The organism is Bradyrhizobium australafricanum (assembly GCF_020329495.1).
GTDB classification, from domain to species: Bacteria; Pseudomonadota; Alphaproteobacteria; order Rhizobiales; family Xanthobacteraceae; genus Bradyrhizobium; species Bradyrhizobium australafricanum.
Window position 1 is genome coordinate 133,211 of sequence record NZ_JAGKJL010000003.1, and the last position, 25,556, is coordinate 158,766.

Annotated in this window: 23 protein-coding genes and 1 tRNA gene; 8 read left to right on the forward strand and 16 right to left on the reverse strand. The window is 63.9% G+C overall.

Annotated elements, in window-relative coordinates; translation table 11 throughout:
• Positions 1-231: 231 nt before the first annotated feature.
• On the forward strand, positions 232-2,058 hold the full coding sequence (gene typA, locus J6525_RS04125) for a translational GTPase TypA (protein ID WP_016847242.1): 1,827 nt from the start codon (positions 232-234) through the stop codon (positions 2,056-2,058).
• Positions 2,059-2,238: 180 nt separating this feature from the next.
• Positions 2,239-3,480 (forward strand): flavin monoamine oxidase family protein, encoded by a 1,242-nt coding sequence (locus J6525_RS04130; protein WP_225642269.1) that lies wholly within the window; start codon positions 2,239-2,241, stop codon positions 3,478-3,480.
• A 12-nt stretch (positions 3,481-3,492) separates the two neighbouring features.
• Here J6525_RS04130 and J6525_RS04135 read toward each other — a convergent pair whose 3' ends face one another.
• From J6525_RS04135 to J6525_RS04150, 4 genes are all read right to left on the reverse strand, one after another.
• A complete protein-coding gene (locus tag J6525_RS04135; protein WP_225642271.1) occupies positions 3,493-4,074 on the reverse strand; it encodes a hypothetical protein in 582 nt (193 codons plus the stop codon).
• 54 nt (positions 4,075-4,128) lie between these two features.
• The gene (locus J6525_RS04140; RefSeq protein ID WP_092087810.1) at positions 4,129-4,536 is read right to left on the reverse strand and encodes a thiol-disulfide oxidoreductase DCC family protein; all 408 of its coding nucleotides are present in this window, start codon (positions 4,534-4,536) and stop codon (positions 4,129-4,131) included.
• A gap of 58 nt (positions 4,537-4,594) precedes the next feature.
• Positions 4,595-5,923 carry an SDR family oxidoreductase gene (locus J6525_RS04145; protein ID WP_225642273.1) on the reverse strand — a complete coding sequence of 443 codons (1,329 nt, stop codon included), beginning with the start codon at positions 5,921-5,923 and terminating at the stop codon, positions 4,595-4,597.
• A 125-nt stretch (positions 5,924-6,048) separates the two neighbouring features.
• Positions 6,049-6,516: a DUF2269 family protein gene (locus tag J6525_RS04150; RefSeq protein WP_225642275.1), complete on the reverse strand. Its 468-nt coding sequence runs from the start codon at positions 6,514-6,516 to the stop codon at positions 6,049-6,051.
• A gap of 374 nt (positions 6,517-6,890) precedes the next feature.
• On the opposite strand from J6525_RS04150, the gene J6525_RS04155 reads away from it, so the two are divergent.
• Complete coding sequence (locus J6525_RS04155; protein WP_016847248.1) at positions 6,891-7,400, forward strand: GNAT family N-acetyltransferase; 510 nt, start codon at positions 6,891-6,893, stop codon at positions 7,398-7,400.
• 165 nt (positions 7,401-7,565) lie between these two features.
• The gene (gene ppa / locus J6525_RS04160) at positions 7,566-8,096 is read left to right on the forward strand and encodes an inorganic diphosphatase (protein WP_028337382.1); all 531 of its coding nucleotides are present in this window, start codon (positions 7,566-7,568) and stop codon (positions 8,094-8,096) included.
• A 155-nt stretch (positions 8,097-8,251) separates the two neighbouring features.
• On the opposite strand, the gene folD is transcribed toward ppa, so the two are convergent.
• From folD to J6525_RS04175, 3 genes are read right to left on the reverse strand one after another with little or no spacing between them, the layout of a single operon-like run.
• Positions 8,252-9,136 (reverse strand): bifunctional methylenetetrahydrofolate dehydrogenase/methenyltetrahydrofolate cyclohydrolase FolD, encoded by an 885-nt coding sequence (folD, locus tag J6525_RS04165; RefSeq protein ID WP_225642277.1) that lies wholly within the window; start codon positions 9,134-9,136, stop codon positions 8,252-8,254.
• Between the two features lies 1 nt (position 9,137).
• Complete coding sequence (locus J6525_RS04170; protein ID WP_225642279.1) at positions 9,138-9,473, reverse strand: DUF167 domain-containing protein; 336 nt, start codon at positions 9,471-9,473, stop codon at positions 9,138-9,140.
• Between the two features lie 21 nt (positions 9,474-9,494).
• Positions 9,495-9,785 (reverse strand): YggT family protein, encoded by a 291-nt coding sequence (locus tag J6525_RS04175; RefSeq protein WP_016847252.1) that lies wholly within the window; start codon positions 9,783-9,785, stop codon positions 9,495-9,497.
• Positions 9,786-10,082: 297 nt separating this feature from the next.
• Between J6525_RS04175 and J6525_RS04180 the strand changes: the two genes are divergently transcribed.
• Positions 10,083-10,158: transfer RNA gene (locus tag J6525_RS04180), tRNA-Ala, on the forward strand.
• Between the two features lie 111 nt (positions 10,159-10,269).
• Here J6525_RS04180 and J6525_RS04185 read toward each other — a convergent pair.
• From J6525_RS04185 to J6525_RS04215, 7 genes are all read right to left on the reverse strand, one after another.
• The gene (locus J6525_RS04185) at positions 10,270-11,079 is read right to left on the reverse strand and encodes an enoyl-CoA hydratase (RefSeq protein WP_225642281.1); all 810 of its coding nucleotides are present in this window, start codon (positions 11,077-11,079) and stop codon (positions 10,270-10,272) included.
• A gap of 116 nt (positions 11,080-11,195) precedes the next feature.
• On the reverse strand, positions 11,196-12,005 hold the full coding sequence (locus J6525_RS04190; RefSeq protein WP_225642283.1) for a glutamine amidotransferase: 810 nt from the start codon (positions 12,003-12,005) through the stop codon (positions 11,196-11,198).
• 143 nt (positions 12,006-12,148) lie between these two features.
• Positions 12,149-12,928, reverse strand: a complete 780-nt coding sequence (locus tag J6525_RS04195) for an SDR family NAD(P)-dependent oxidoreductase (protein WP_225642285.1) — start codon at positions 12,926-12,928, stop codon at positions 12,149-12,151.
• A 226-nt stretch (positions 12,929-13,154) separates the two neighbouring features.
• Positions 13,155-13,658 (reverse strand): tellurite resistance TerB family protein, encoded by a 504-nt coding sequence (locus J6525_RS04200; protein ID WP_016847256.1) that lies wholly within the window; start codon positions 13,656-13,658, stop codon positions 13,155-13,157.
• Between the two features lie 175 nt (positions 13,659-13,833).
• Positions 13,834-15,243 carry an adenylate/guanylate cyclase domain-containing protein gene (locus J6525_RS04205; protein ID WP_225642287.1) on the reverse strand — a complete coding sequence of 470 codons (1,410 nt, stop codon included), beginning with the start codon at positions 15,241-15,243 and terminating at the stop codon, positions 13,834-13,836.
• 41 nt (positions 15,244-15,284) lie between these two features.
• A complete protein-coding gene (locus J6525_RS04210; protein WP_225642289.1) occupies positions 15,285-16,670 on the reverse strand; it encodes a cytochrome P450 in 1,386 nt (461 codons plus the stop codon).
• A gap of 84 nt (positions 16,671-16,754) precedes the next feature.
• Positions 16,755-18,146: a hydrolase gene (locus tag J6525_RS04215; RefSeq protein ID WP_225642291.1), complete on the reverse strand. Its 1,392-nt coding sequence runs from the start codon at positions 18,144-18,146 to the stop codon at positions 16,755-16,757.
• 172 nt (positions 18,147-18,318) lie between these two features.
• On the opposite strand from J6525_RS04215, the gene J6525_RS04220 reads away from it, so the two are divergent.
• Positions 18,319-19,998 (forward strand): MFS transporter, encoded by a 1,680-nt coding sequence (locus J6525_RS04220; RefSeq protein WP_092087790.1) that lies wholly within the window; start codon positions 18,319-18,321, stop codon positions 19,996-19,998.
• Positions 19,999-20,135: 137 nt separating this feature from the next.
• Here J6525_RS04220 and J6525_RS04225 read toward each other — a convergent pair whose 3' ends face one another.
• Complete coding sequence (locus tag J6525_RS04225; RefSeq protein ID WP_168858072.1) at positions 20,136-20,351, reverse strand: cysteine rich repeat-containing protein; 216 nt, start codon at positions 20,349-20,351, stop codon at positions 20,136-20,138.
• 312 nt (positions 20,352-20,663) lie between these two features.
• Here J6525_RS04225 and J6525_RS04230 point away from each other — a divergent pair, with 312 nt between their 5' ends.
• Both J6525_RS04230 and J6525_RS04235 read left to right on the forward strand, forming a co-directional pair.
• Complete coding sequence (locus J6525_RS04230; protein WP_225642293.1) at positions 20,664-21,722, forward strand: polysaccharide deacetylase family protein; 1,059 nt, start codon at positions 20,664-20,666, stop codon at positions 21,720-21,722.
• Between the two features lie 623 nt (positions 21,723-22,345).
• Positions 22,346-23,371 (forward strand): hypothetical protein, encoded by a 1,026-nt coding sequence (locus J6525_RS04235; protein ID WP_225642295.1) that lies wholly within the window; start codon positions 22,346-22,348, stop codon positions 23,369-23,371.
• A gap of 124 nt (positions 23,372-23,495) precedes the next feature.
• Here the strand turns inward: J6525_RS04235 and J6525_RS04240 are convergent, their stop codons facing one another.
• The gene (locus tag J6525_RS04240) at positions 23,496-25,484 is read right to left on the reverse strand and encodes a DUF4062 domain-containing protein (RefSeq protein WP_225642297.1); all 1,989 of its coding nucleotides are present in this window, start codon (positions 25,482-25,484) and stop codon (positions 23,496-23,498) included.
• Positions 25,485-25,556 lie beyond the last annotated feature (72 nt).

Here is a 25,556-nt window from a genome sequence, read left to right on the forward strand (position 1 = left end):
CTCCAAACAGCCAATAAATCATTGTTTTTTGGCGTTTTCTGACTATATTGCGCCGCAACGCGCAAGGTGCCCGGTCCTCTGACCGGGCTTCCTTTTTGGGGTGATGCGTCCCCGTCAAATTTCTTGGGTATGAGCGTGATCCGGGCCCGAATGGGCCACGCGAGCGAGCGGCCGGCCAAACTGGTCCGGCGAGATCGCGCATCTGACCATTGCACGACCAGAAGAAGAGCCATGAACCTTCGCAACGTCGCCATCATCGCCCACGTCGACCACGGCAAGACCACCCTCGTCGACCGCCTGCTGCAGCAATCCGGCACCTTCCGCGAGAACCAGAAGGTCACCGAGCGCGCCATGGACTCCAACGACCTGGAGCGCGAGCGCGGCATCACCATCCTGGCCAAGGCCGCCTCGGTGCAGTGGAAGGACATCCGCGTCAACATCGTCGACACCCCCGGCCATGCCGACTTCGGCGGTGAGGTCGAGCGCATCCTCAACATGGTGGACGGCGCGCTGGTGCTGGTCGACGCCGCCGAGGGTCCGCTGCCGCAGACCAAGTTCGTGGTGTCGAAGGCGCTCAAGATCGGGCTGAAGCCGATCGTCGTGATCAACAAGGTCGACCGTCCCGACGCACGCCCGACCGAAGTCATCAACGAGGTGTTCGACCTGTTCGCCGCGCTCGACGCTAGCGAGGAGCAGCTCGACTTCCCGATCTTGTACGGGTCGGCCAAGCAGGGCTGGATGGCGGAGAGCCCGGAGGGTCCGAAGGATCTCGGCATGCAGCCGCTGTTCGACCTGATCGTGCGCCACGTCGAGCCGCCGAAGGTCGAGGAAGGTCCGTTCCGCATGATCGGCACCATCCTCGAGGCCAACCCCTATCTCGGCCGCATCATCACCGGCCGCATCTCTTCGGGCTCGATCAAGCCGAACCAGCAGGTCAAGGTGCTGTCCGCCGACGGCAAGCTGATCGAGAGCGGCCGCCTGACCAAGATCCTCGCCTTCCGCGGCCTTGAGCGCACCCCGCTCGAGGAGGCCGAGGCCGGCGACATCGTCGCGATCGCGGGCCTCACCAAGGGCACCGTTGCCGACACCTTCTGCGATCCCACCGTCGAGACGCCGTTGCCGGCGCAGCCGATCGATCCGCCGACGGTGTCGATGTCGTTCATCGTCAACAACTCGCCGCTCGCCGGCACCGAAGGCGACAAGGTGACCTCGCGCATGATCCGCGACCGCCTGATGCGCGAGGCCGAGGGCAATGTCGCGCTGCGCGTCGTCGAGGCCGCCGACAAGGATTCCATGGAAGTCTCCGGACGCGGCGAATTGCAGCTTGCGATCCTGATCGAGACCATGCGCCGCGAGGGCTTTGAGCTCTCGGTGTCGCGCCCGCGCGTCGTGCTGCAGAAGGACGAGGCGACCGGCGCCTGGCAGGAGCCGATCGAGGAAGTCGTGATCGACGTCGACGAGGAGCATTCCGGCGTCGTCGTGCAGAAGATGAGCGAGCGCAAGGCCGAGATGATCGAGATGCGCCCGTCCGGCGGCAACCGCCTGCGGCTGGTGTTCTACGCGCCGACCCGCGGCCTGATCGGCTACCAGGGCGAACTGCTCACCGACACCCGCGGCACCGCGATCATGAACCGCATCTTCCACGGCTATGCCGCCTACAAGGGCGAGATCCAGGGCCGCCGCAACGGCGTGCTGATCTCCAACGACCAGGGCGAAGCGGTGGCCTATGCGATGTTCAAGCTGGAAGACCGCGGCCCGATGATGATCGAGCCGGGCTGGAAGGTCTACAAGGGCATGATCGTCGGCGAGCACACCCGCGACAACGACCTCGAGATCAACGTGCTGAAGGGCAAGCAGCTCACCAACATCCGCACCACCTCGAAGGACGAGGCGGTGCGCCTGACGCCGCCGATCCGGATGACGCTGGAAAAGGCGCTCGCCTATATCGAGGACGACGAGCTCGTCGAGGTGACGCCGAAGTCGATCCGGCTGCGCAAGAAGCACCTCGACCCGAACGACCGCAAGCGCGCTGAAAAGGCCAAGGAAGCGGTCGCTTAAGCGGTCCCACATAGAAACTGTCATGCCCCGGCTCGACCGGGGCATCCAGTACGCCGCGGCTCATCGGCTCAATCATCGCTGTCTCTGGAATACTGGATCACCCGCCTTCGCCTGCGCGGGTGATGACAGTCATGCATGTGGCGGCTTCAGGCCCGGCGGCGGACGTGCTAGAGCCGGGACATGACTTCCCTTCCCTCCACGATCGATGTTGCCATCATCGGCGCCGGCGCCGCAGGCCTCGGTGCCGCGAATGCGCTGAAGGACTCCGGCCTCTCCACGATCGTGCTGGAAGCCCGCGACCGCCTCGGCGGCCGCGCGCACACGATTCAGGCCGCGCCTGACGTGGTGTTCGACGTCGGCTGCGGCTGGCTGCACTCGGCCGACCGGAACAGCTTTGTCGGCATCGCCCGGCAACTCAACTTCGAGCTCAACAAGGACTTGCCGCCGTGGCGCGAGCGCGCCTACGGCGAGGCGTTCCCGCAGGCCGCTCGCGACGACTTCACGCACGCACTCGACCAATTCTACGACCGCATCGAGCAGGCCGCACAGCACGGCAAGGACTGCCCGGCCAGCCTGTACCTCGAGCCCGGCAACCGCTGGAACCCGATGATCGATGCGATCTCCACTTATGTGAACGGTTGCGAGCTCGACCAGGTCTCGATCCTCGACGTCGACGCCTATGAGGACACCGACATCAATTGGCGGGTGCGGCGCGGCTATGGCGCGCTGGTCGCGGCCTATGGCGCGCAGGTGCCGGTCGCGCTGAACTGCGAGGTCAGGCTGATCGATCACTCCGGCAAGCGCATCCGCATCGAGACCTCGCGCGGCGTGCTTGAGGCGGACAAGGTGATCGTCACCGTGCCGACCAATCTGATCGCCGATCAGGCGATCAGCTTTTTACCTGCGCTGCCGGACAAGCTCGACGCCGCGCGCGGCCTGCCGCTCGGCCTTGCCGACAAGGTGACGCTGGCGCTCGCCGAGCCCGAGGCCCTGCCGAAGGAAGGCAATCTGCGCGGCGCCACCATGCGCACCGAGATGGGCACCTATCACATCCGCCCGTTCGGCCAGCCCTGCATCGAAGGTTTCTTCGGCGGCCGTTTTGCGCAACAGCTTGAAGATGGCGGCGACGGCGCGATCGCCGCGCACAGCATCGACGAGATCGTCTCCTTCCTCGGCAATGATTTCCGCCGCAAGCTGAAGCCGCTCAGCGAATCCCGCTGGGCCCACGACCCGTTCGCCCGCGGCTCCTACTCGCACGCACTGCCCGGCCACGCGGACAAGCGCGCCGTGCTGGCCGCGCCGGTCGACGGCCGGCTGTTCTTCGCCGGCGAAGCGACTTCGCCGGAGTTTTTCTCGACCGCGCACGGCGCGCGGGACAGCGGAGAGCGGGCGGCGAAGGAAGTGGTGGCAGTCCGCAATTAGCTTGAGCGCGTCTCAAGCATCCTTTCTTCTTAGTTCATCAATTTCTTCGTTCTGGTATCGGTCTATTTTAGGTCCAAACCAGATGCTCCGTGCGAACCGATCTTCACGCTCGAATTCGATCATATCTGGCCAGTTGGGATGAGCCCTTTGGGTACGTCGCTTCCAAGGAGGAAATGGATAATACCACCTATTGAAAACGGCCCCGCTCCGGCTGGGAGGCTCGCGCCTTTTGCGAACGTTTTCGGAAGTCTGGACGAAATACGCAAGCATGTGCTCTGCAAAATTCAACGCACTTGAATGGTACACAGGACTATCAGCTGGCCTTCGTCCCGGCTCAGACTGAGACGCGATGATTCCAATCCATAACTCAAAGGTATTGTCCGGCCATGTTCCCAAAACGTGGTGATTGAGACTGAGCCGTCCAGTAATATTGGAAGAAAGGCCTACGTACGATTTTTTCCCGTGGTCGCCAGGTTCATAGGCAAGGTAGAGAAATTCGCCAACGTCGGACTCTTCTCCACGTAGCTTTGCAGCCGCAAGCGTCCCGAAGGGGCCGTACCAGTCCACCGCAACCATCAACAATGAAGCAGGCATAGTCGCTCTCATCCAAAATGAAAACGACATAATACAGCTATAAGCTGTGATTTGCTACTCCAGCACCCTCGCCCGCATATCCGCATCCGGTACGAAGCACGTCTCGTACTTCCCGAAGATGCGATAGCGGTTGCGGGCGATGAGGCTGTAGACGGCGTCGCGCAGCGGCTTGGGGACCGCGAACAGCGTGCGGGTCCAGCGCCAGCCGGGCAGATGGCTCAGCACCGTCAGCGCCGCGTCGGATTTCATGTAGGCGACGCCGCCATGGACGACGGCGTTGGTGTCGGGGTCGTCAGGATCGATGCCGAAGCTCTTCGCCAGCCGCGTGCCGTAGCCGGACTGGATCGGCGTGAAGCGAAAGCGGCGTGCCGTGTCGCGGGCGATGACGAAGCGGACCCAGCGCGAGCAGAAGATGCAGACGCCGTCATAGAGAATCACGTCGTCGTCGGGCCAAGTGCTCATCTCGATTCCCTCAACGCGTTTTCTTCACGCGAACCGGTTCCCACTTCGCTCGAAAACGCTACCGGTTATCCAGCATCAACAGCGCGACCAGCATCAGCACGATCGCAGGTCCCGTCTTCACCAGCGCGCCGAGCGGCTCGATCCAGAGATCCGGCGTCAGGATCGCCGATCCCACCATGTAGCCGAGCGAGGCGACGATGCCTGCGATCAGACCGAACGCCGCGGTGCGGCGGATCGCGATCAGCACCCCGATGCTCATGTCCATCAGGCTGGTCAACACCGTCACCGGCCCGACCAAAGCCGGCGGGAAATGGTGCGCACGCAAAATGCCTGCCGCGGCGTCATAGGAGATCACCAGCGCGATGAAGCCGGACGCGACCCAGAACAGCACGAGGCTTACGAAGATCAGCGCCTTGATCAGGAACAACCGCGCGAACCATTTGTCCTGAATGGTCGCGGGGCCCCCGCCGACCGCTTGCGCGATTGTCTTCGGCACGATGCCGGTCGCTTGCATCCAGCCTGCGGGATCGCCGGTGACGCCGCGGCGCAGTTCGGCGATCGCGGTGGAGCGCAGCGGCGACATCCAGCCGAGCCGGCTCGCGAGATCGCCGAGGCGGGCGCCGAGATCGATCAGGACCGGCGGCGTCGCGATGCGGAGATGCTTTGCCGTGCCGAACGACCGGCGGAACTGGGCGATGACGCCGCCGAGCGAAATCGGCTGCTCCTGCATCAGGTCCCATGTCACCGATCGCACCGCTTCATCGGCGACATCGCGCGCCGCAAGCCAGGCGATGGTGGCGGCGATATCCTCGACTGCGACCGGCTGGAACGGCGTCGCAGCCTCCTCGGCCGGCAGATCGACCGGCAGCGCCGCCAGCGCGCGCAGCATGGCGCTGCCGCCATAGGCCGACGGCGCGATGACGAAGCCCGGACGCAGGATCGCATGGGGGATGCCGGATGCCACGATCAGCCGTTCGGCCTCGCGCTTGGTGGTGCTGAAGGCGGTGCGGTCCGCCTCGGCCGTACCGGGAATCGAGATGTGGACGAGACGGATGGCGCGGTGGCTGTCACCGATCGCCTGCAACAGCCGCGCGACGAGGTCGCGATGCACCGCGCTTGTGTCGCTGCCCGGACCATCCTGCAGCACGCCGAGGCAGTTCACGACGATGTCCACCTGGTGCGTGCGAAGCAGCTGCGTCAGCGCCGCGGCATCCATCGACATGACAGGCAACTCGAGGTCGGCCGCGCTCATCTTTTGCGCCGGCGTGAAGTGCCGCGCGACCCCGATCACGTGAAAGCCGCGCGCCCTCAGATCGTCGGTGATGGCGCGTCCGATCAGGCCCGACGCGCCGAGCACGAGGATGTTGTGTGATGCGTCGTCACTCATGAGGCCCCAGACTATTTGGCGTCATTCCGGGGCGCGAAGCGAACCCGGAATCTCGAGATTCCCCGATGCGCAATTGCGCATCTGCGGTTCGATGCTTCGCATCGCCCCGGAACGACGACACTGCGCTAAAATGGTTTCGCGATCATCAGCCAGAGGATGATCATCACGGAGCCGAAGCCGGGAATACCGAACAGGAACCAGCGGCGAAACAGCGCAAAATAGCGCGGCGGCAGCGGAAGACCTTTTTCGACGGCAGCCTGCGCGAGGTCGCGCATCTCCATCTGCATGAAGACCACGGGAACCCAGAACACGCCGGCGAGCGCGTAGAGCGCAAGCGAAACCGCGAGCCAGCGCTCGGTGATGCTGGTTGCCGACAGCAGCATCAGCAGCCCGCCGCTCACCGGCTGCAGCAGCACGGCGCTCAGCGTGAAGATCATGTCCGCGATCACCACGATTGCCGCCGTGCGCGCGATGAACGCCGCATCCTGCGTGCGATGTGCCATCAGCATGAAGAAGGCGATGCCGGTCCCGGTGCCCAGGATCACGATGGCGCCGAGCACGTGAAGATATTTGATCAGGAAGTAGAGCGTCATCGCAGTCCGCTCGTAATCAGGCCAACTTCGGCGCGCACAAATACCGCCGCTGCCATAGGCCGGTCGGGCGCGAAAATCCACTGCGGCGGCGCAGGCGTGGCGCGGTCGGAGTACCCACATCGCGTCTGGATTCGCCCGCAGAATCCTGGCCGCGAATCAGCCCCCGAATGAGCTTTTTCCAACTATGGCAGTGTCATACTGCGCTCGCGATCCACGCTTTGCACAGCTCCGGATCGGCGGTTGGCCGCTTGAACTCCGGCAAGTGTCCTCTTTCGGAACATGTTCTCACGACACTGATGCAAAAAATCCACAGATTAACCGATAATTAACGATGGACCTTGAAGGCGGCCCGCCGACTTGCTTTGATTGCAGGCATGAGCACAACGCTAATCGAGGTCCGGCCGGCCAAAGCTGCAGACGCGGCGGCGGTGGCGTCTACCCATGACGAAGCCTGGCGCTCGGCGTATCAGGGAATCATCCCCGGCGCCGAACTCGAAAAGCTGATCAATCGCCGCGGCCCGCAGTGGTGGGACAGCGCCATCCGCAAGGGCAGCCGCGTCAGCGTGCTCGTATTCGGCGACCGGATCGCAGGCTACGCCAATTACGGCCGCAACCGCGCCCGCAGCCTGCATTTCGAAGGCGAGATCTACGAGCTCTATCTGCGGCCGGAATTCCAGGGGCTTGGCTTCGGCCGGCGCCTGTTCGCCTCCGCTCGCCGCGACCTGATGCAGAGCGGCCTCAAGAGCATGGTGATCTGGGCACTCTCCGACAACGAGCCGGCGACCGAGTTTTACCGTGCGCTGGGCGGCCGGATGGTGGCGCGCTCCTCGGAGCGGTTCGGACCCAAATCGCTCGACAAGGTCGCTTTCGCCTGGGCCAACTGAAAATCCTGCTTCTCTCGCAGCTGCAGCAAGGCTAAACCAGCCTCCAGCGCTGCGCGCGTCGGCCAGCCCGGTCTCAAGGCCGGGCCGGGAGCCGTTTCGCGGCCCGGCGGCGCCAACCAAAAAATCACATCATTCTCAACTTCCAGAGGCCACGCGGAGCAATCCATGCGTATCGACGCCATATCGATCGGAAAAAATCCGCCCCACGACGTCAACGTCATCATCGAGGTTGCCGTCGGCGGCGAGCCAATCAAGTACGAAATGGACAAGGAAGCCGGCACGCTCGTGGTGGACCGCTTCCTCTACACGCCGATGCGCTATCCCGGCAATTACGGCTTCATCCCGCACACGCTGTCCGGCGACGGCGATCCCTGCGACGTGCTGATCGTCAACACCCGCGCGATCGTGCCGGGCGCGGTGATGAGCGTCCGCGTGGTCGGCGTGCTCCTGATGGAGGACGAGGCCGGCGGCGACGAGAAGATCATCGCGGTGCCGTCATCGAAGCTGACCCAGCGCTACGACAAGGTGCAGAACTACAGCGACCTGCCCGACATCACGCTGCAGCAGATCCAGCACTTCTTCGAGCACTACAAGGACCTCGAGAAGGGCAAGTGGGTGAAGGTGCTGCGCTGGGGCGACGCCGACGAAGCCCGCAGGCTGATCCTCGAAGGCATCGAGCGCGCGAAGAAGAAGTGACTAACCTCGCCCCGCTTGCGGGGAGAGGTCGGATCGCATGTAGCGGAGCGGAATGCGATCCGGGTGAGGGGGTACAGGTCTCTCGACAATCCCACCTCGGAGAGGGGGCTCCTCACCCCAACCCTCTCCCCGCAAGAGCGGGGCGAGGGAGCATTTCACACCGCCGGCGCCGGCAGGCCGGCAATCGCGCAGGCGGCGCGCAGCGTGTTGACCAGGAGGCACGCCACCGTCATCTGCCCGACGCCGCCGGGCACCGGCGTGATTGCGCCGGCGACATTGAGGGCTTCCTGGAACGCGACATCGCCGACCAGCTTCGGCTTGCCGCCGGGCACCGGAATGCGGTTGATGCCGACATCGATCACCGTCGCGCCCGGCTTCAGCCAGTCGCCCCGCACCATCTCGGGCCGGCCGACCGCGGCATAGACCAGATCGGCCTGGGCGCAGAGCCTTGGCAGATCGCGCGAGCGCGAATGCGCGATCGTCACCGTCGCGTTCTCGTTCAGCAGCAATTGCACCAGCGGACGACCGACCAGATTGGAGCGGCCGATCACGATCGCGTTCATGCCCTCCAGCGAGGCGTGCACGCTCTTGGTCAGGATGATGCAGCCGAGCGGCGTGCAGGGCGACAGCGCGGCCAGGCCTCCGGCGAGCCGGCCGGCATTGTTGGGGTGCAGGCCATCGACGTCCTTGGCCGGATCGATCGCGTTGATGATGGTCTCGGTGTGCAGCGACTTCGGCAGCGGCAGCTGCACCAGGATGCCATGCACCATCGGATCGCGGTTGAGCCGCGCGATCAGCGCCAGCAGATCGGCCTGCGACACATCCTCCGGCAGCTTGTGCTCGAACGAGGCCATGCCGGCGGCCTGGGTCTGGGTGTGCTTGCTGCGGACATAGACCTCGCTCGCGGGATCATGGCCGACCAGCACGACGGCGAGCCCCGGCGTGAGCGCATGGTCGCGCTTGACACGGGCGACCTCGTCGGCGACGCGGGCGCGAAGCTCGGCGGCGATGGCTTTTCCGTCGATGATGCGGGCAGTCATGTCAGTCCCTTGTCTGCTGGTTCGGCTTGGCCGCCGTCAGCTTCCTCAATGTATCGCCGAGCCCTTTCGGATCGCCGTCCACCGCGACCTGCTTGAGCCGCGAGGTGGCCCCGGACAGCAGCTTAACCCTGGCCTTCGGCACGCCGAGCGCCTTGGCCAGCAGCTCAGTCACCGCACGGTTGGCCTCGCCGCCCTCGGCGACGGCGCGCACCCGCACCTTCACCACCGAACGGCCGTTGGCCAGCGTCTCGATCCCGTCGATGTCGTCGCGGCCGCCGCGCGGCGTCACGCGCAGCGCGATGCTGATGCCCTCGGCGGAATAGCGCCACGGATCCATCAAGGCCCCGTCGAGAAAGGGTCAGATCACGTTGGGATAGATGTAATAGGCGATCACCCGCTGGATGAACATGATGATCAGGATCACGATGATCGGCGAGATATCGAGCCCGCCCAGATTCGGCATCACGTTGCGGATCGGTCGCAGCACCGGCTCGGTGATCCGGTAGAGGAACTCGGCCACCGCGGAAACGAACTGGTTGCGCGTGTTGACCACATTGAAGGCGACCAGCCAGGACAGGATGGCGGAGGCGATCAGCAGCCAGACATAGAGGTCGAGGATGATGATGACGATGTCGAGAACAGCGCGCATATGAGGGGGGCTCGCGGGTAAGACAACCGATTGAGGCGCAACGAGACCGGACTGAGCCGCCATCGCGCTTCTTGTTTGAGCGGGATCGTTTCGGAAAACCGCTATGCGCTGGGCGCTCGCGCGGTCCGCCGGGTCGGGATCACGCCCTAGATATCGGTTCATCCCCCCGCAAACAAGGGAAGTTCCCGGCGGGACGGGCCGAAAACCGCGCTTTCACCGTTCTTGACTTGACCTTGGGCGGGACTGTAAATGGCGCCCGACTGACGGCCGGGATACTCAGCAACACCCGGCCGCGATGGGGCCATAGCTCAGCTGGGAGAGCGCGTCGTTCGCAATGACGAGGTCGGCGGTTCGATCCCGCCTGGCTCCACCACGCTTCGCCCTTCGGGCTACGCGTGGCGCAGCCGCGCAGGAGCCTGGAGGGCGAAGCGTGGTGTCCGGCGAAGCCCGCAGGGCGAAGACGGACTTTAACCCCAATCCCCCCTCACGTCCCCGTAAACCTTGGCGGCCGCTTCTCCACAAAGCTCGCGACGCCTTCCCTGAAATCATTGCCCTTCAGCGCGATCTGCATCTCGCGGTTGGCATCGATGGTGGCTTCGGCGAGCGTCTGGAACGGCACGTCGTAGATCTGGCGCTTGATCACAGCGATCGCGCTCGGCGAGACGAAATCGGCGAGGTCGCGGGCATAGGCATAGGTCTCCTCGCGCAGCTTCTCCGGCGAAGAGAGCCGGTTGACGAGGCCGATGCGCAGCGCCTCCTCGGCCGACACCCGCCGCGCCGACATCAACAGATCGAGCGCATTGGCGTGGCCGACGATACGCGGCAGCATCCAGCTGATGCCGTGTTCGGCGATCAGGCCGCGCCGCGCGAAGGCGGTGGTGAACACCGCGGTGTCGGCGGCGAAGCGCAAATCGCAATAGAGCGCGTGGACCAGGCCGATGCCGGCGGTGGCGCCGTTGAGCATCGCGATGATCGGCTTCCTGATCGCGGGGTAGTAGGCGTAGCGCGTCTGCCAGTCGGCGCGGCGGTTCATGTCGAACGGGATGTTCTCGCCGCGCCTGACCTCGTTGGGATCAATCCCCTTCAGCGCGTCCATGTCGGCGCCGGCGCAGAAGCCGCGGCCCGCACCGGTCAGCACGATGACGCGAACGTTGTCGTCGTTGGCCGCCGCCTCCATCGCGTGGCGCACGTCGCGCTCCATGATCGCGGTCCACGCATTCATGCGATCGGGGCGGTTGAGCGTGATGGTCGCGATCCTGTCGCTGACCTCATAGAGGGTGTGCTCGTAGCTCACGGCGATCTCCCTGTGCCTTGTTGTTATTGATACGCGCGGCGATGCGGCCCGCGCGCGGCGGCCGACAGTAGCACATTCACCAGAATGAAAAGCCGGCGCGAAATTCCGCGTGGCGGCTATTCCGCGGCCTGCAGCAGCTGCCGCTGCGGCACGCGCGCGATCCAGCCGTCGATGAAATGCTTCAGCCACGCGCGCTCGGCGGCATCGTGCACAGCACGCTCGGCGAAGTGCAGATGACCCGGTTGTGCGCCCGGCGAATCCATCCGTGCGCAACCGCGCGTGGTCCAGCGATGCATCATCGCGTAGGTCACGTCGGGATGGAATTGCAGGCCGAAAGCGTTGCCGAACTGGAACGCCTGCACCGGGAAATCATCGCCCGCCGCGAGCAGGTCGGCGCCGGCGGGCAATTGAAATCCCTCGCCGTGCCAGTGATAGACCCGCGCCGGCCAGTCCGGGCAGAGCGCGCGGCCCGCCTCGGTCGGCCTGACCGGATAATAGCCGACCTCGACACGGCCTTGCGGATGCGGCGCGACCTCGGCGCCGAGCTGCCGCGCCAGCATCTGCGCGCCGAGGCAGATGCCCAGAAACGGACGCTGCTCGCGCAGCGGAACGGCGATCCAGTCGATCTCGCGCCGCACGTAGTCGTCGCCATCATTGGCGCTCATCGGACCGCCGAAGATCACCGCGCCGGCATGCGCATCGAGCGTTTCGGGCAGCGCGTCGCCGAAGCGCGGGCGGCGGATGTCGAGGCGGTAACCCAGCGTGCGCAGGGCGTTGCCGATCCGGCCGGGAGTCGATGTCTCCTGATGCAGCACGATCAGCACCGGCCGCAGCGGGGTCTGGTCCGAGATCTCAGCCGTGACCGCGGCCGGCCTTCGGCTGGCAAAGGGCACCACGACACGGCTCTGGTCAGTCCGGAACGACATTGCCTCTGCTTAAAGTTTCGGCACGTAAGGCGCGATCATAGCTAAGTGGTCGTTAACATCGTGTGAGTTTGTGCACACCCAGGCGAAGCAAATCGCGGGCCAGAAAACAGCCTTAACGGCGACGAGTGGCTTTTCAGGGAAAGCTAGCGCTTGCGGAGCTGAAATCCGCCGACCGCCGTCAGGATGAAGGAGCGCGGAAACAGCCGGAGCAGGAACGGCACCAGCTTGATGAAGGCGCCGGGCAGCACCGCCCGCTTGTTGGCCATCAGTCCGCGATAGGCCTGGCGGGCCACCTCTTCCGGCGTAACGTTGAGGATGGCGGAATCGAATCCGGGGGCAAACCCGGCGCGATCCTGAAACTCCGATGGTACCGGGCCCGGGCAACACACGGTGACACGCACGCCCTGCGGCGCCAGCTCACAGCGCAACGCCTCGGTAAACGACAGCACATAGGCCTTGCTGGCGTAGTACACGGCCATGCCGGGGCCCGGCAGAAATCCGGCGATCGAGCCGAGATTGAGGATGCCGCCGCGGTTGCGGATCAACTGGTCGGCAAAGCGCAGCGTCAGATCGGTCAGCGCGCGGATATTGACATTGATGATGTTGAGCTGCTCGGCGCGGTCGCGCTCGATGGCGCGGCCGAACAGGCCGAAGCCGGCATTGTTGACGAGAAATTCGACCTCGACCCCGGCGTCGGTCAGGGCCTGCGCGATCCGGTCACCCGCATCGGCGTGCTGGAGATCACAGGGGATCACAATCGGCGCTGCGCGGCCCTTGGCCCCGAGCTCGTCGGCGAGCGCCTTCAGGCGGTCGGCGCGCCGCGCCACCAGCGCCACACGGTGACCATTCGATGCAAACACGCGCGCCAGTTCGGTGCCTATGCCCGCCGATGCCCCGGTTATCAGCGTCACACGCTCGGTCACGTTTCAAACTCTTACTGCAAATTCTAGTGAGGTCCCCAACAAGCCGACGAGAGCATAGGCATGCGGTGGGACGCAAGCCGTGTGTAAGCTTGTGGACAGCGGCGAGGCACTGGTTTTGTGATGAAACGCCAGATTTTCAGTCGGATCGCCCACAATCGCGGCGGACATTAAAATTTCGTCATCCCTGATACCGGTGACGATGCGTCCGCCGGCGCGGGCAATCGCGTCAGATTGCGGCGTCCGCCGTGCCCCATGGGCCCTTTGGCAGCGCCGCCTGCTTCTCGGCAACCCGATGCTTGAGATCGATGCGGTCGCGCGAGGAAATGCCGAGCAGATCGGCGGCGCGCCAGACCACATTGTCCTCGAACTCGCTGACCTGACCGTCGGCATAGACCAGCTCCCACATCATCTCGACGATGCGCAGGCGTCCCTCCTCGTTCACCGAGCGCATGATCACACTGGTAAAGTGATAGAGATCCACGGCCTCGCCCTCGACGCGCATGGCAGAGGCGATCAGCTTGTCGGCCGCGCCGCGGTCGAGCTGGAAACGGCTCTCGATCAGGCCGTGCAGCTTGCGCGTCTCGGCCGGCGTCGGCTCGCCGTCCAGCGAGACGACATGCACCAGCAGCGCGGTTGCCGCCAGGCGATAGTCGCCGTCATCGAAGGTGCGGTCGGCCTGGGCGTCGGGGGAAACGATATCGGCAATGAATTGGCGAAGTCCGTCGAGCATCGTTCTCTCTGTGGAATGAAGTCTGCCTGATTTGAGCGCGATCTATCCGGCTATCAAGTTTTTCCGGATCCCGCTCCGTTGAAATCTATATGGCGTGGAAACAGAACCGGTGCAATCCGCGCAGGTTCCCGCTGCGACATTACGTTTCGGCAAGCATTACGTTTCAGCAATATGACTACGGTATCTCGTACACCACGAGCTTGTCGGCAATGCCACGCAGCGCCGCTTCCTTCTGGATCGGCTTGATCGCGGCGCGATCGAGGATGCCCGCGACCTCGGCCGATTCCATCACCGGCTGGGTCAAATGGATTTCCTGCGAGGTCGACAGGCTCTGCACCCTGGCTGCGATATTCACGGTCTGGCCGAAATAATCCTGCCGCTCGTTCAGCGTCACCGCGAGACACGGCCCCTCATGGATGCCGATCTTGACGATCAGATCTTCCTTGCCGCGCGCGGTGTTGAGCTGCTTCATCGCCGCCCGCATGCGCAGGCCCGCCGACAATGCATGCTCTGGCCGGATGAAGGTCGCCATCACGGCATCGCCGATCGTCTTCACGACGGCGCCGTGCTCGGAAGCGATGATCTCGAGCAGCGCGTGGAAATGCGCGCGCACCAGATCGAACGCGGCGAGATCTCCGACCCGTTCATAGAGCGCAGTCGAGCCCTTGAGGTCGGTGAACAGGAAGGTGAGCGCGGTGATCTTCAGCCGCTGGTCGACCGTGAGGTTGTCGGCCTTGAACACATCGCGGAAGGTCTGGTTCGACAGCATCCGCTTCGCGGTGAGGATCGGCTTGCGCTTGCCGAGCAGCTCATGCAGCGCATCGGCCGCTACCCAAACAGCGGGCAGCACGCGGGTGTCGGTTTGGTTGTCCAGCGACAGCCGGAGCGGCCCCGGTCGCAGCACCGTGGTGCCGGTCGGCGCCTGCAGCTTGTTGAACACGATCGAGAATTGCTGGCGCTCAGTGGTCGGCTCGCCCTGCACGTCGAAGAAATGCGCCGAGTGCGTCACCGGCTCGAACACGATAAGGAACTGCTTCGGCAATTGCAGCGACAGCAGCGCCTTTTCGCCGGCCGGCAACTCCAGCGATTCCAGCGTCACCTCCTTGAGCAGGCGCTCCAGCGAGTCTTCGTTGAGCTCGATGCCCGAGCTCCAGAACATCTGGCGGACATATTCCCAGATCGGCAGCGTATTCGGATCATGCGCACCGATGCGGCGCACGCGCGGGCTGACGGTGAAGGCGACCTCGACCAGATCGTCGACGGACGCCTCGTAACCGGCCGCGCACAGCGCGCAGTTGTAGTCGTCATGGCGCAACGACTTCAGCGTCGAATGCGCGTCGAGCACGCCGCCGCAGCCCGGGCACAGCACATTCCAGCTCATGTCGAACAGGCCAAGCCGCGACGCATGCAGGAAGCCGGAAATCACCTTCTCCTGGTCGAGCCCGGTGCGGTTCGAGAAATCCAGCAGATTGATGCGATTGAGATCCCTATCATGACCGTCCGCGATCAGCTGCTGCATGGCATCGACGACGGCCGGATCGGTCGTCTGCCTGAGGACTGCGAAATGGGCCTGCGTATCGCTCATGGTGAGCCCCTAGATGAGCATTGGGACACCGCTGCGCAAGATCAGCGCGGCTTGATCGTAAACACCGGCGAGCGGTTCGGCTGTGTCGTCACCACGCCGATCGGCAGCACCGGATCCTTGTCCGCCAGCGCGACGCGGAACGCGCCGATGATCTTCGCAAGCGCGAGCGTCGCCTCGACCAACGCAAAATGCGCCCCGATGCAGACCCGCGCGCCGACCCCGAACGGCAGATAGGCGAACCGATCGGGCGGCGTTCCCGTCATGAAACGCGACGGCACGAACGCGTTCGGATCGCGCCACAGCTTCTCATGCCGGTGCAACAGCCACGGTGCGATCAGGATTACGTCACCCTTCCTGACCGGACGGCCCGCGATGGTATCGGGACCGCCTGCCGCACGCGCGATCAGGAACGCCGGCGGATAAAGCCGCATGGTTTCGTCGATCACCGCGCGGGTGAATTTCAGCCGCTCGATGTCCAGCGCGCCAGACGTCGCCGCGCTCCTGACTTCTGCCGCCAGCTGTTCCTGGGTCAGGGGATCGAGCGCCAGCAGATAGAGCGCCCAGAACAGCGCGGTCGCAGTCGTCTCGTGACCGGCCAGGATCATGGTGGCGACCTGGTCGCCGAGTTGGGCATCGGTGAAGGCCTCGCCGGTTTCAGGATCGCGCGCGGCGCCCATCAGGTCGAACAGGTCGCGGGCCGGCGCGTTGTCATCCTTGCCGGCCGCACGTCGCTCGGCCATCAGCATGCCGACGAACGCGGTCCAGCGCTTGCGGAAGCGGGCGCGGCGGAAATCCTGCGGCGTCGGCCAATTCAACGGCAGCACCAGATCGAGCATGTGCGGCCGCGCCAGCGTATCGCCATACTCCATCACGAAGTCGCGCAGCGCGGCGCCGTGGCGATCCATGCCGAACGAGAACATGGTGCGGCCGGCGATCTCCAGCGTCATACGCTGCATCGCCTCGCGCAGATCGACCGGGCCGCCGCTGGCGGAGTTCAGCTTGGCGATGGTCTCGTCGACCGCCGCAATCATGTAAGGCACCAGCGTCGTCACCGCGCGCGGCGTGAACGCCGGCGCCAGCGTGCGGCGCTGGTGTTTCCATGCACGCCCTTCGGCGATCAATAGACCCTCGCCGAGCATCGGACGCAGCACGCGAAGGCCGGCCGGCGTGCGGGTGTAATTCTCGTAATTGTCGACCAGCACATGGCGGATCGCATCCGGCGTGTTGAGGATGAAGCTCGAGTGGCGGAGAAAACGGCCCTGGACAATGTCGTCCTCATAGGCGCGCTGGCCCCAGGTCTCGATCGGCGAGTTGCGCATCACCCGCATGCGCTGGAACGCGCCCATGTCGTCCGGCGCGCGCGGCGGGGCTGGCGGGACCAGGGGCCGCCGCGTGACCGTGATATCGTAGACCTCGGCTATGCTCATGGTCCTCGCTTCCCTGCCTCACGCGACGGCCGATCCGGCCATGCGATCCCGGCGCCATGAAGGCGCGCGGACCCTGCACCAGACCTAATAAGTCAGCTCGGCGACCGCAATGCGATTCTCCGATGCCGGCCAGGCCCGCATCATAATGCGCTCCCCGTTGAAGATCGCGGCGACCGGACGGCCGACGTCGTCCGCGGCGAGCCGCAACGTCGTCACCGAATCGGTCGGCACGCCCGGCTTTACATCGGCCGGCTCCTTGCCGTCGAACAGCACGATATCGCGCGGCAGGCCGAAATAGCCGCGCGGCCGCGACATCAGCACGACCGCGCCTGCGCCGGCATCGGCCGGCCCCGGCGGCCGCGCCGCGCGCAGATGCACGATCTCGGACGAGCGCGGAAACGGCGAGCGATAGATGTGCGTCGTCGCCGTACCAGGTGACGTCAGCACGAATTCGAGCGGCCACGACGGGTCGACCTGCGCCGGACCCCAGCGACCGTCGGCGCCGGTCTGCGAGCTGTGCAGCGGGCCGCCGATGCGCTCGCCGGTCTCCGCCGCGACATGATAGATGTCGACCGTGGCCCCCGGCACCGGCCGGTTGGTCGGCACGCCGCCGGGCGTGCCCGTGACGAGGCCGCTCAGCCTCACCGCCGTCTCCGGCACGATCTCGATCCGCGACGGCTCGTGCCTTGCGATGAATTTGTAGATCTCGCGAAAGGCGCGCGGATGAAAGGCGGTCTCGCGATGATCGACCGCGCCAAGCACCAGATTGGTCGCGCCTTTCAGCGCCGGGCCTTCCGTCGTGACGTTGGTCGGCGTGCCCGGCTTGCCGACGAAGCGGCCGTCGGCTTGCGCATATTTGTCGAGGCCGTCGCTGCGCAGCGTCAGGAACAGGGTGCCAACAGTCACTTCGCTGTCGCCATCGTTCAGTCCGCGCAGGAACGGACCACGCCCGTTGAATTCGTTGCCGAGCCCGTCGTCCCACGCATACACACCGTGATTGGGCGTGCCGCACAGCACCGCGTGGCTGACGTCGCCGCCGCCACCATTCTTGATGTAATTGCGGATCGCGTTGCCGCCGCGCGAACTGCCGACCAGCGCGACCCGCGGCGCGCCGGTCTTCCGCTTCAGCTCCCTGATCGCCTCGGCGAGCTGGCGGCGCTGGTCCTCGGTCGAGGAGCGGCTCGCCTGCTCGATCTTGTCATCACTGCGCGCCAGCGGATCGGTGAAATTGATCGCCGCCATGCGCTCGCGCGGCACGCCGTTCGATTCCATCCGCCAGCACGTCGTCATCCAGAGCGGGGCGTGATCGCCATTGCCGTGCACGAACAGGATCGGCGGGGTATCACCGGCGGGCGCGGGCTGCGCCGAGGCCGACTGAGCCAATGCCGATTGAGCCAAGGCCGGGGCGCCGAGGCGGCCGGCCAGCAGGGGCAGGACGCCGGCCCCTTGCAATATTCTCCGCCGCGACAGCGCCATTGGCCCCTTCCCCCGACTTTCCTTGGCCTTCCTCAGCTCTTTCAGTGCTTTAGCTGTGCCCTAATCTCCGCCAAGAATGCCGTAATCGCTGGACAGGACACGCGTTTCGCGGGCATCAGTTGGTGCAGCCGGAATCGTCCAACAAACCATAGCAGGCCAACCGGAACTGGATATGACCGAACCGCGTGATCGCTCCGACAGTATCACTGCACCGTTGCGGCATTCAATCTTCAGGCGAATCTGGCTCGCGAGCCTGCTCTCCAATCTAGGCATCCTGATCCAGGGCGTCGGCGCCGCCTGGGCGATGACGCAGATGACCGCGGAAGCCGACAAGGTCGCGCTGGTGCAGACCGCCTTGATGCTGCCGGTAATGCTGATCTCGATGCCGGCCGGGGCCATCGCCGACATGCACGACCGCCGCATCGTCGCGCTGGTGTCGCTGGCGATCGCGCTGACCGGCGCCACCATCCTGACCGTGCTGGCCTGGCTCAATCTGGTAACGCCGAACATCCTGCTCGCGCTGTGCTTCGTGGTCGGCAGCGGCATGGCGCTGTTCGGCCCGGCCTGGCAGTCCTCGGTCAGCGAACAGGTGCCGCCGGAGACGCTGCCCGCCGCGGTCGCCCTGAACGGCATCAGCTACAACATCGCGCGCAGCTTCGGTCCGGCGATCGGCGGCATCGTGGTGGCGTCCGCGGGGGCCGTGGCCGCCTTCGCCGCCAATGCCGTGCTGTATCTGCCGCTGCTCGTCGTGCTGTTCCTGTGGAATCGCGTCAGCGAGCCGTCGCGGCTGCCGCGCGAGCGGCTGAACCGCGCCATCGTCTCCGGCGTGCGCTACATCACCAATTCGCCGTCGATCAAGATCGTGCTGACCCGCACCATGGTGACCGGCATCATCGGCGGCTCGGTCTCGGCGCTGATGCCGCTGGTGGCGCGCGACCTCCTGCATGGCGGCGCACAGACCTATGGCATCATGCTCGGCGCCTTCGGCATGGGCGCGGTGATCGGCGCACTCAACATCAGCGAGATCCGCAGCCGACTCAGCGGCGAAGCCGCCATACGGGTCTGCGCTTTGACGATGGGCGCGGCGATCGCCGCGGTTGCCGTGAGCAAGCAGCCGGTGATCACTGCCGCCGCGCTGGTGGTTGCCGGAGCGGTGTGGATGCTGGCGATCGCGCTGTTCAATATCGGTGTGCAGCTCTCCGCGCCGCGCTGGGTCGCGGGCCGCTCGCTGGCGGCCTTCCAGGCCGCGATCGCCGGCGGTATCGCGATCGGCAGCTGGTGCTGGGGCCGCATCACGGACGTCGGCGGCGTCGAGATGGCGCTGTTGATCTCCGCTGGTCTGATGCTGCTGTCGCCGCTGCTCGGCATCTGGCTCAGGATGCCGCCGATCGGCGCGCGCAACGAGGACGCGACGGATGCGCTGGCCGATCCCGAGGTGCGGCTGCAACTGAGCGGGCGCAGCGGGCCGCTGGTGGTCGAGATCGAATACCGGGTGGCGCAAGACAATGCCCGCGCCTTCCACAATGTGATGCAGGACGTGCAGCTCAGCCGCCAGCGCAACGGCGCCTATGGCTGGTCGATCGCGCGCGACATCGCCGATCCCGAATTGTGGACCGAGCGCTATCATTGCCCGACCTGGCTCGATTTCCTGCGCCAGCGCAACCGCGCCACCCAGATCGAGCGCGAACTGCATCAGAAGGCGGCCGACTTCCACATCGGCGCCGAGCCGATCCGCGTGCGCCGGATGCTGGAGCGTCCGTTCGGATCGGTGCGCTGGAAGGACGAGACCCCCGACCGCGCCGCCAAGGAGGTGATCCCGGTGGTCGCGACCGCAGCGGGGAGTAGTACGTAGTCTCTCCATTGTCATTCCGGGGCGCGCGAATAGCGCGAACCCGGAATCTGGAGATTATTAGCTCGAGAATCCCCGATGCGCAGTTGCGCATCTGAGGTTCATCGCTCCGCAATGCCCCGGAATGACAGCTGATGGGTCTACTGCCCGTGATCGGCGAGCGTCTGCTGGCAGGCCTTGCTGAGGCGGCTGCGATGCTCCTTCAGGCACGCCAGCACGACCTGATCGCCCTCGCCGAGATGAGCGCGGCAGAATCGCGAGGCATCGCGTGAGCAGGCATCGCGCCCCTGCTGCTGCGCCGAGGCGGCCGACGTCAACAAAACCAGCGGCACGACGGCAAACAGAAATCGGGTCATCTCTCAAAGCCTCTCAAGCGTTTTCGCGCGAAGGGGTGCCGGGTCGCGTGAAGAAAACGCGTCAAATAGGAAATCCGGGGCCCCGTTCCGATTTCATCGCAGCGGAAACGGCTCCAGGGAATGCGACGCCGGTTCTATAGCGTTTCCGTGCCGCGAAGAAGCTTGAAACCGACTGTGACGGTCATCACGCATGGTAACGCCCGCTTTTTCTTGTCCTTCCGGCGCCTTGTTGGGATCGCGTTAAGACCTTGTTGGCATTAATCGCTCGTTACGGCTGTGGCGTATCCTTAAGTTCCGAGAGAGTGTGTAGCGATGCGTAGTGCGTTGGGCCTGATGCTGGCCAGTGTTGTAACGGCGATCGTGATCGCCGGCGTGTGGTTCTGGACCTCCTCGCCGCGTGCCGACGCGGCTCCTCCGCAAACCACGGCTGCGGCCAAGGCCGATCCGCTGCCTGCGGCGGCAAAACAGGCCGCCAGGGACGATGTCGAGACGACCGCCGCGCTGTCGAAGCGCGCCGATGCCACCCAGGCCGCGGCACCGGCCGCCACTCCTGCCCCGGCGCCGATGCCGGTCCCCGTCGCGGCCGCGCCCAAATGCGCCAATCCCGATGCGCTCGGCATCAGCCGCACCGTCGTGGTCGACACCAATGGCGGCCCGGGCTTCGGCTTCCTGCAGTACAAGCAGTATGACTTCCTGACCGACAAGGAGGTCGTGCTGACCTTCGACGACGGTCCGTGGCCGACCACGCCGGCCGTGCTCAAGGCGCTGGCCGATGAATGCACCAAGGCGGTGTTCTTCCCGATCGGCCTGCACACTACCTATCACCCGGACATCCTGCGCCAGGTCGCCGCCGCCGGCCACACCATCGGCGCCCATACCTGGTCGCATGCGCATCTCGCCAGCAAGAAGCTGACCGAGCAGCAGGCCAAGGACGAGATCGAGAAGGGTTTTAGCGCGGTCAAGCTGGCGCTGGGCGCCAACCCGGCACCGTTCTTCCGCTTCCCGGCGCTGGCGCACACCCCGGCGACAACCGCCTATCTCGGCACCCGCAACATCGCGATGTTCTCGGTCGACGTCGACTCCAACGACTTCAAGTCCAAGAGCGCGGACGAGGTGATCAACAACGTGATGACCAAGCTCGACAAGGAGCACAAGGGCATCATCCTGATGCACGACCTGCAGAAGCACACCGCGCAGGCGCTGCCGACGCTGCTCCGCAAGCTCAAGGCCGGCGGCTACAAGGTGGTCTGGATGAAGGCCAAGACCCAGCTCGAGACGCTGCCGGAATACGACGCGATGATGGCGAAGACCGAGAAGCCGATCGCAACGGGCCGGCCGATCGGCAACGTCGTGCAGACGGTCGCCGAGTAACCCAGCGAACGCACTCTCAACGCAAAGCGCCCCTGGACCCGGTCCAGGGGCGCTTTCGCTTTCTGGGCCACCTTGTGCTGGTCCGACGCGGCCGGACGACGTTGAACGCCTATGCGCCTTCAAGAGTGGCACCATCGCGGCCGGTGGCTGCGGCTGCCACCAAAATATCGAAAACAACCCCATGCAAAGGAGCCGGCGGATGCCGGCGCTCGACAAGGCAACTTGACCCGTCGGGCAAATCAGGGATACATTTCCAATATTCCGAAATCACGCATGCCTCGCCCGTTGGTGGGGGAGACCAGCCATGTCGAGCCCATTTTGTGAGATGCATCACGCTGTCAGCACAGCAGTTGCCGACGGGTTGGCGTGGTCCAGTCGGATTGTTGGAACTTGGTCCTATCGGTGGCCCCGTATCGCTGTAGTTTTTGAGCCTTGAGATAGGGTCTCGGCGCAATGCCGCGCTCGTACACACCAGCATCCACAGCACCAGCCTGTGTGCCGCGCCTTCGACGATGACTCGGGAATAGATTCGTCGGTCTGGCCCTCTCTTGCACGATGCCCGAACCCTGGAGAGCTCTGTGAGTGCATTCGAACAAGGTCGCGTACGGTCGGGCGACGATGGCTTGGCGAATACGGCCGCCGAAAAGCTGCGTTCGATGATCCCGGCGGCTGGAGCGATGGCCTATCCGTTCCTGCTCGATGCATTTCATCTCGCGGTCTCTCCCGCTGCTGGTCCGATGTCGTTTGGGCGACTGGTCCTGGCGGCGCTTTGCCTGTTGGCCGCGACCGCCGCGCCCTTGCTGGGTCTTGCCTGCGCGTACTGGATGACCAAGGCCGAGCCTTCGTCGTTCGAGCTGCGCGCCCGCCGCCTCGCCTATCTCAGCATCGCTGCGCCGCCCTTGTTCGTACTGACCGGCGTCGGTCTCGGCTTGCTGCACATCCCCGTCAGCGACGAGCTCGTGTGGGTCGCGGGCTGGTTGGCCGCTTGCCTCTATGTCCTGTTCGGCAGCGAGCAGGCGGAACGTGCGCCAGAATCAGCCGCGATCGCTGCATCCATCACCAGATGGCGCGTCACGCATGGCGTCGCCGCCGCGATCATTCTGCTCTACATCGCGTTTCACCTCACCAATCATCTGCTGGGTTGGCTCGGACCCGAAGTTCATGGTGCCGTGATGAAGGCGGGTCGCACGGTCTATCGATCGTCGCTCATCGAACCCATCCTCGTCGCCTTGATGCTGTTCCAGGTCGCCGTCGGAATGCGGCTCGCCTGGCGCTGGAGCTCGGCGCCGGCGGATGCCTACCGCGTATTTCAGATCGGCTCCGGCGTCTACCTCGCGGCGTTCATCGTCACCCATCTGAATTCCGCGTTGGTCTCGGCGCGCGCCGTGCACCACATCGACACCAATTGGGCCTGGGCGTCCGGCGCACCGACCGGCCTGCTCCACGACGCCTGGAGCATTCGCCTGGTGCCGCACTACGCGCTCGGCGTCTTCTTCGTCCTCGCCCACCTGACATCGGGATTGCGCGGCATCCTGATCGCGCATGGCGTCGCCGCCACGCTCGCCAACCGGATCTGGGCAGCCGGCCTCGTAGCCGGCGGACTGGTCGCAATTGCGATCATGAGCGGATTGTGCGGCACGCGGATTTAGCCATGGTTAGTCTCGACTACCCCACGGGATAAATCAACGCTGGAAATTTCGACCGATCGTGCAGCAACAGGCCGAAACCCGTCCCCGTCACGAATGTCGCTATCACTGATGACACCGAACTGCTTCACTCGCATCGTCTAAGCGCGTGCATGGTCGGATCTTTTGACGTGGCTTTTTCGAAGACCGATATTTCCCCTCCGTCGTCACTAATGATCATAATTATGTTAGACTCTGCGGCCGCATTGGCCAACGTCGATGCGCCTTCTTGTTCGCGCTTGACTTCACCGATCACGGCAAGCCCTCTAATTTTGCCGGAATATATGATGGTGTACTTGTTTTTGTGCGTGACGCGGGCAGGTCCTCCAACCAATCCTGCCGCTGGGGGAACAAATAGATTCGCGAGCAGGCCCCCCGCTTCGCGCTCATACACGCCTTTCAAGGTAATTCTATCATCCCTTAGCGTGAGTTTGAATTCGCAATCCGGTCCCTGCCACTTCTCAGCAAGCGTTTTTGGTGTCTCTCGCGTCGCGGCGCGTCCGGCTCTTTGCAAAATTGAAATCGGCCTTGCGACGCCGTCCAATGCAGCGTCACGAAGCAAATTCTCGTTGTCCTCGACAGCCGCTAAAGCCGATACAAGCAGCCCTACATTCGCATGAGGTTTGGAATACTTCAGTGCCTTGTTGCACTGCTCCCGCGCCAAGTCCAAAAAACCCGCATTCTTGAACTTGAAGCCCAAGTTGCTCATGGCAAGGGTCTCATTCATTTCAACCGCGCGATTGTAAGCTGTCACCGCCTTTGCCGGCATCGCGAGCTGATCTGAGACTGCGCCGAGATTGTTCCAAGTCTCAGAGCCGCGTTCGTTCGGAGGTATCTTGTAGTAGTGATGAAGTGCTATAGCGTCGTTGCCCGCTTCGCTTTGTTTGAAAGCTAGTTGAAAGCGAGCTTCGTAGTCGTCCGGCATCAACTCAATGTTACGTTCAAGTAAGGCGATGGTGAATGGGTTATCCTTCTCAGCCTCAACAATGCTTTGAACGGCCTTCGTCAAGATTGGTTCGAGTCCAGGCGTTTCAACGACCAGCGCTCTGAGTTTCGTGAGAGTTTCAGCGAGCTTTGTTTGATTTTTTGCGCTCTGGAGTTGGTCAATTGCTTTTGCGGCGTGCGAAGCCTTCGTCTCTTGTGATTTCGCGCTTTCCATCGCGCACAGGTATGTATCCGCTGCGTAATTATGCTGGCCAAACTGCTCGTACGCACTTCCGAGAAGCGAAAGAATTCGATCGCTTGCAGGATAGTCTTCAGCCAGTTTTTTTAGTTTCTGTAGCTGACCACTTTTTCCAAACTTAATCCGCGCCCACTCGATGAAAGCATGCCAAGTGGCAGCATTATCGCTTTCGCCAAATTCGCCAAGCTTTCGATAAGCTACGTCTATGACGTTAAACTGAGGTTCGCGTTTTTTATAGATCGCAAGGAAGGCTGCGCTTTCGTAAGCCTCGCGATTCCAAGTTTCATTCGGTATCGAGTTAGGTTGTTCATCTTCGACGACTGGCTCTCCAGGGGAGGCGCTATTTGCGGCCACCGTTGATATTCCGGTGCCTCGTGCATTCTTTAGATTGAGCGATCGGACTTGAGAGAGAAGATCGCGTGTTATCGTCTCTTGTAGCGACTCGATTGAATCGAACGTGCCGCCTAAAGCGGTCGAATAAGTCGCGTCTCTAAAAGCTTTCAGCTTTCGGTTCTGCTTGGGATCAACTTTCCCAGGGTCAATGGGGCGCTTCGAGAAGTACAGTAATGCTGGTTTGCCCGCGGAAACGAACCTCTCGATTTCTTCAACTGTTCCAGACGAGGCAACTCCAGTGGACGTCCCTAACTTGGTCCAAAACATGCCAATCAAGATATCGGACGTATCCACGAGTTGTTCATTGATCGCTTGTTGCGGTCGAACACCTGTGCGCGGCGTTGCATGGGTCTCCCACGCAACAGGCAATAGAACGGCCGACTCGGCTTCAGCGTGTTGGGCGTTCCACTTGTAAACTGTTGTGACGGCGGCCTCGCGCTCTTCGGGTAGATCGGATGGCGATGCGATCAAAATCCGAAGTACGTTCGCGGTAAACGACATGTCGACTCGCTTCAAATTGTAATTTGGATGACCGAGGTTGCGCTGTCAGACTCGGGGTATGTCAGGAATGAA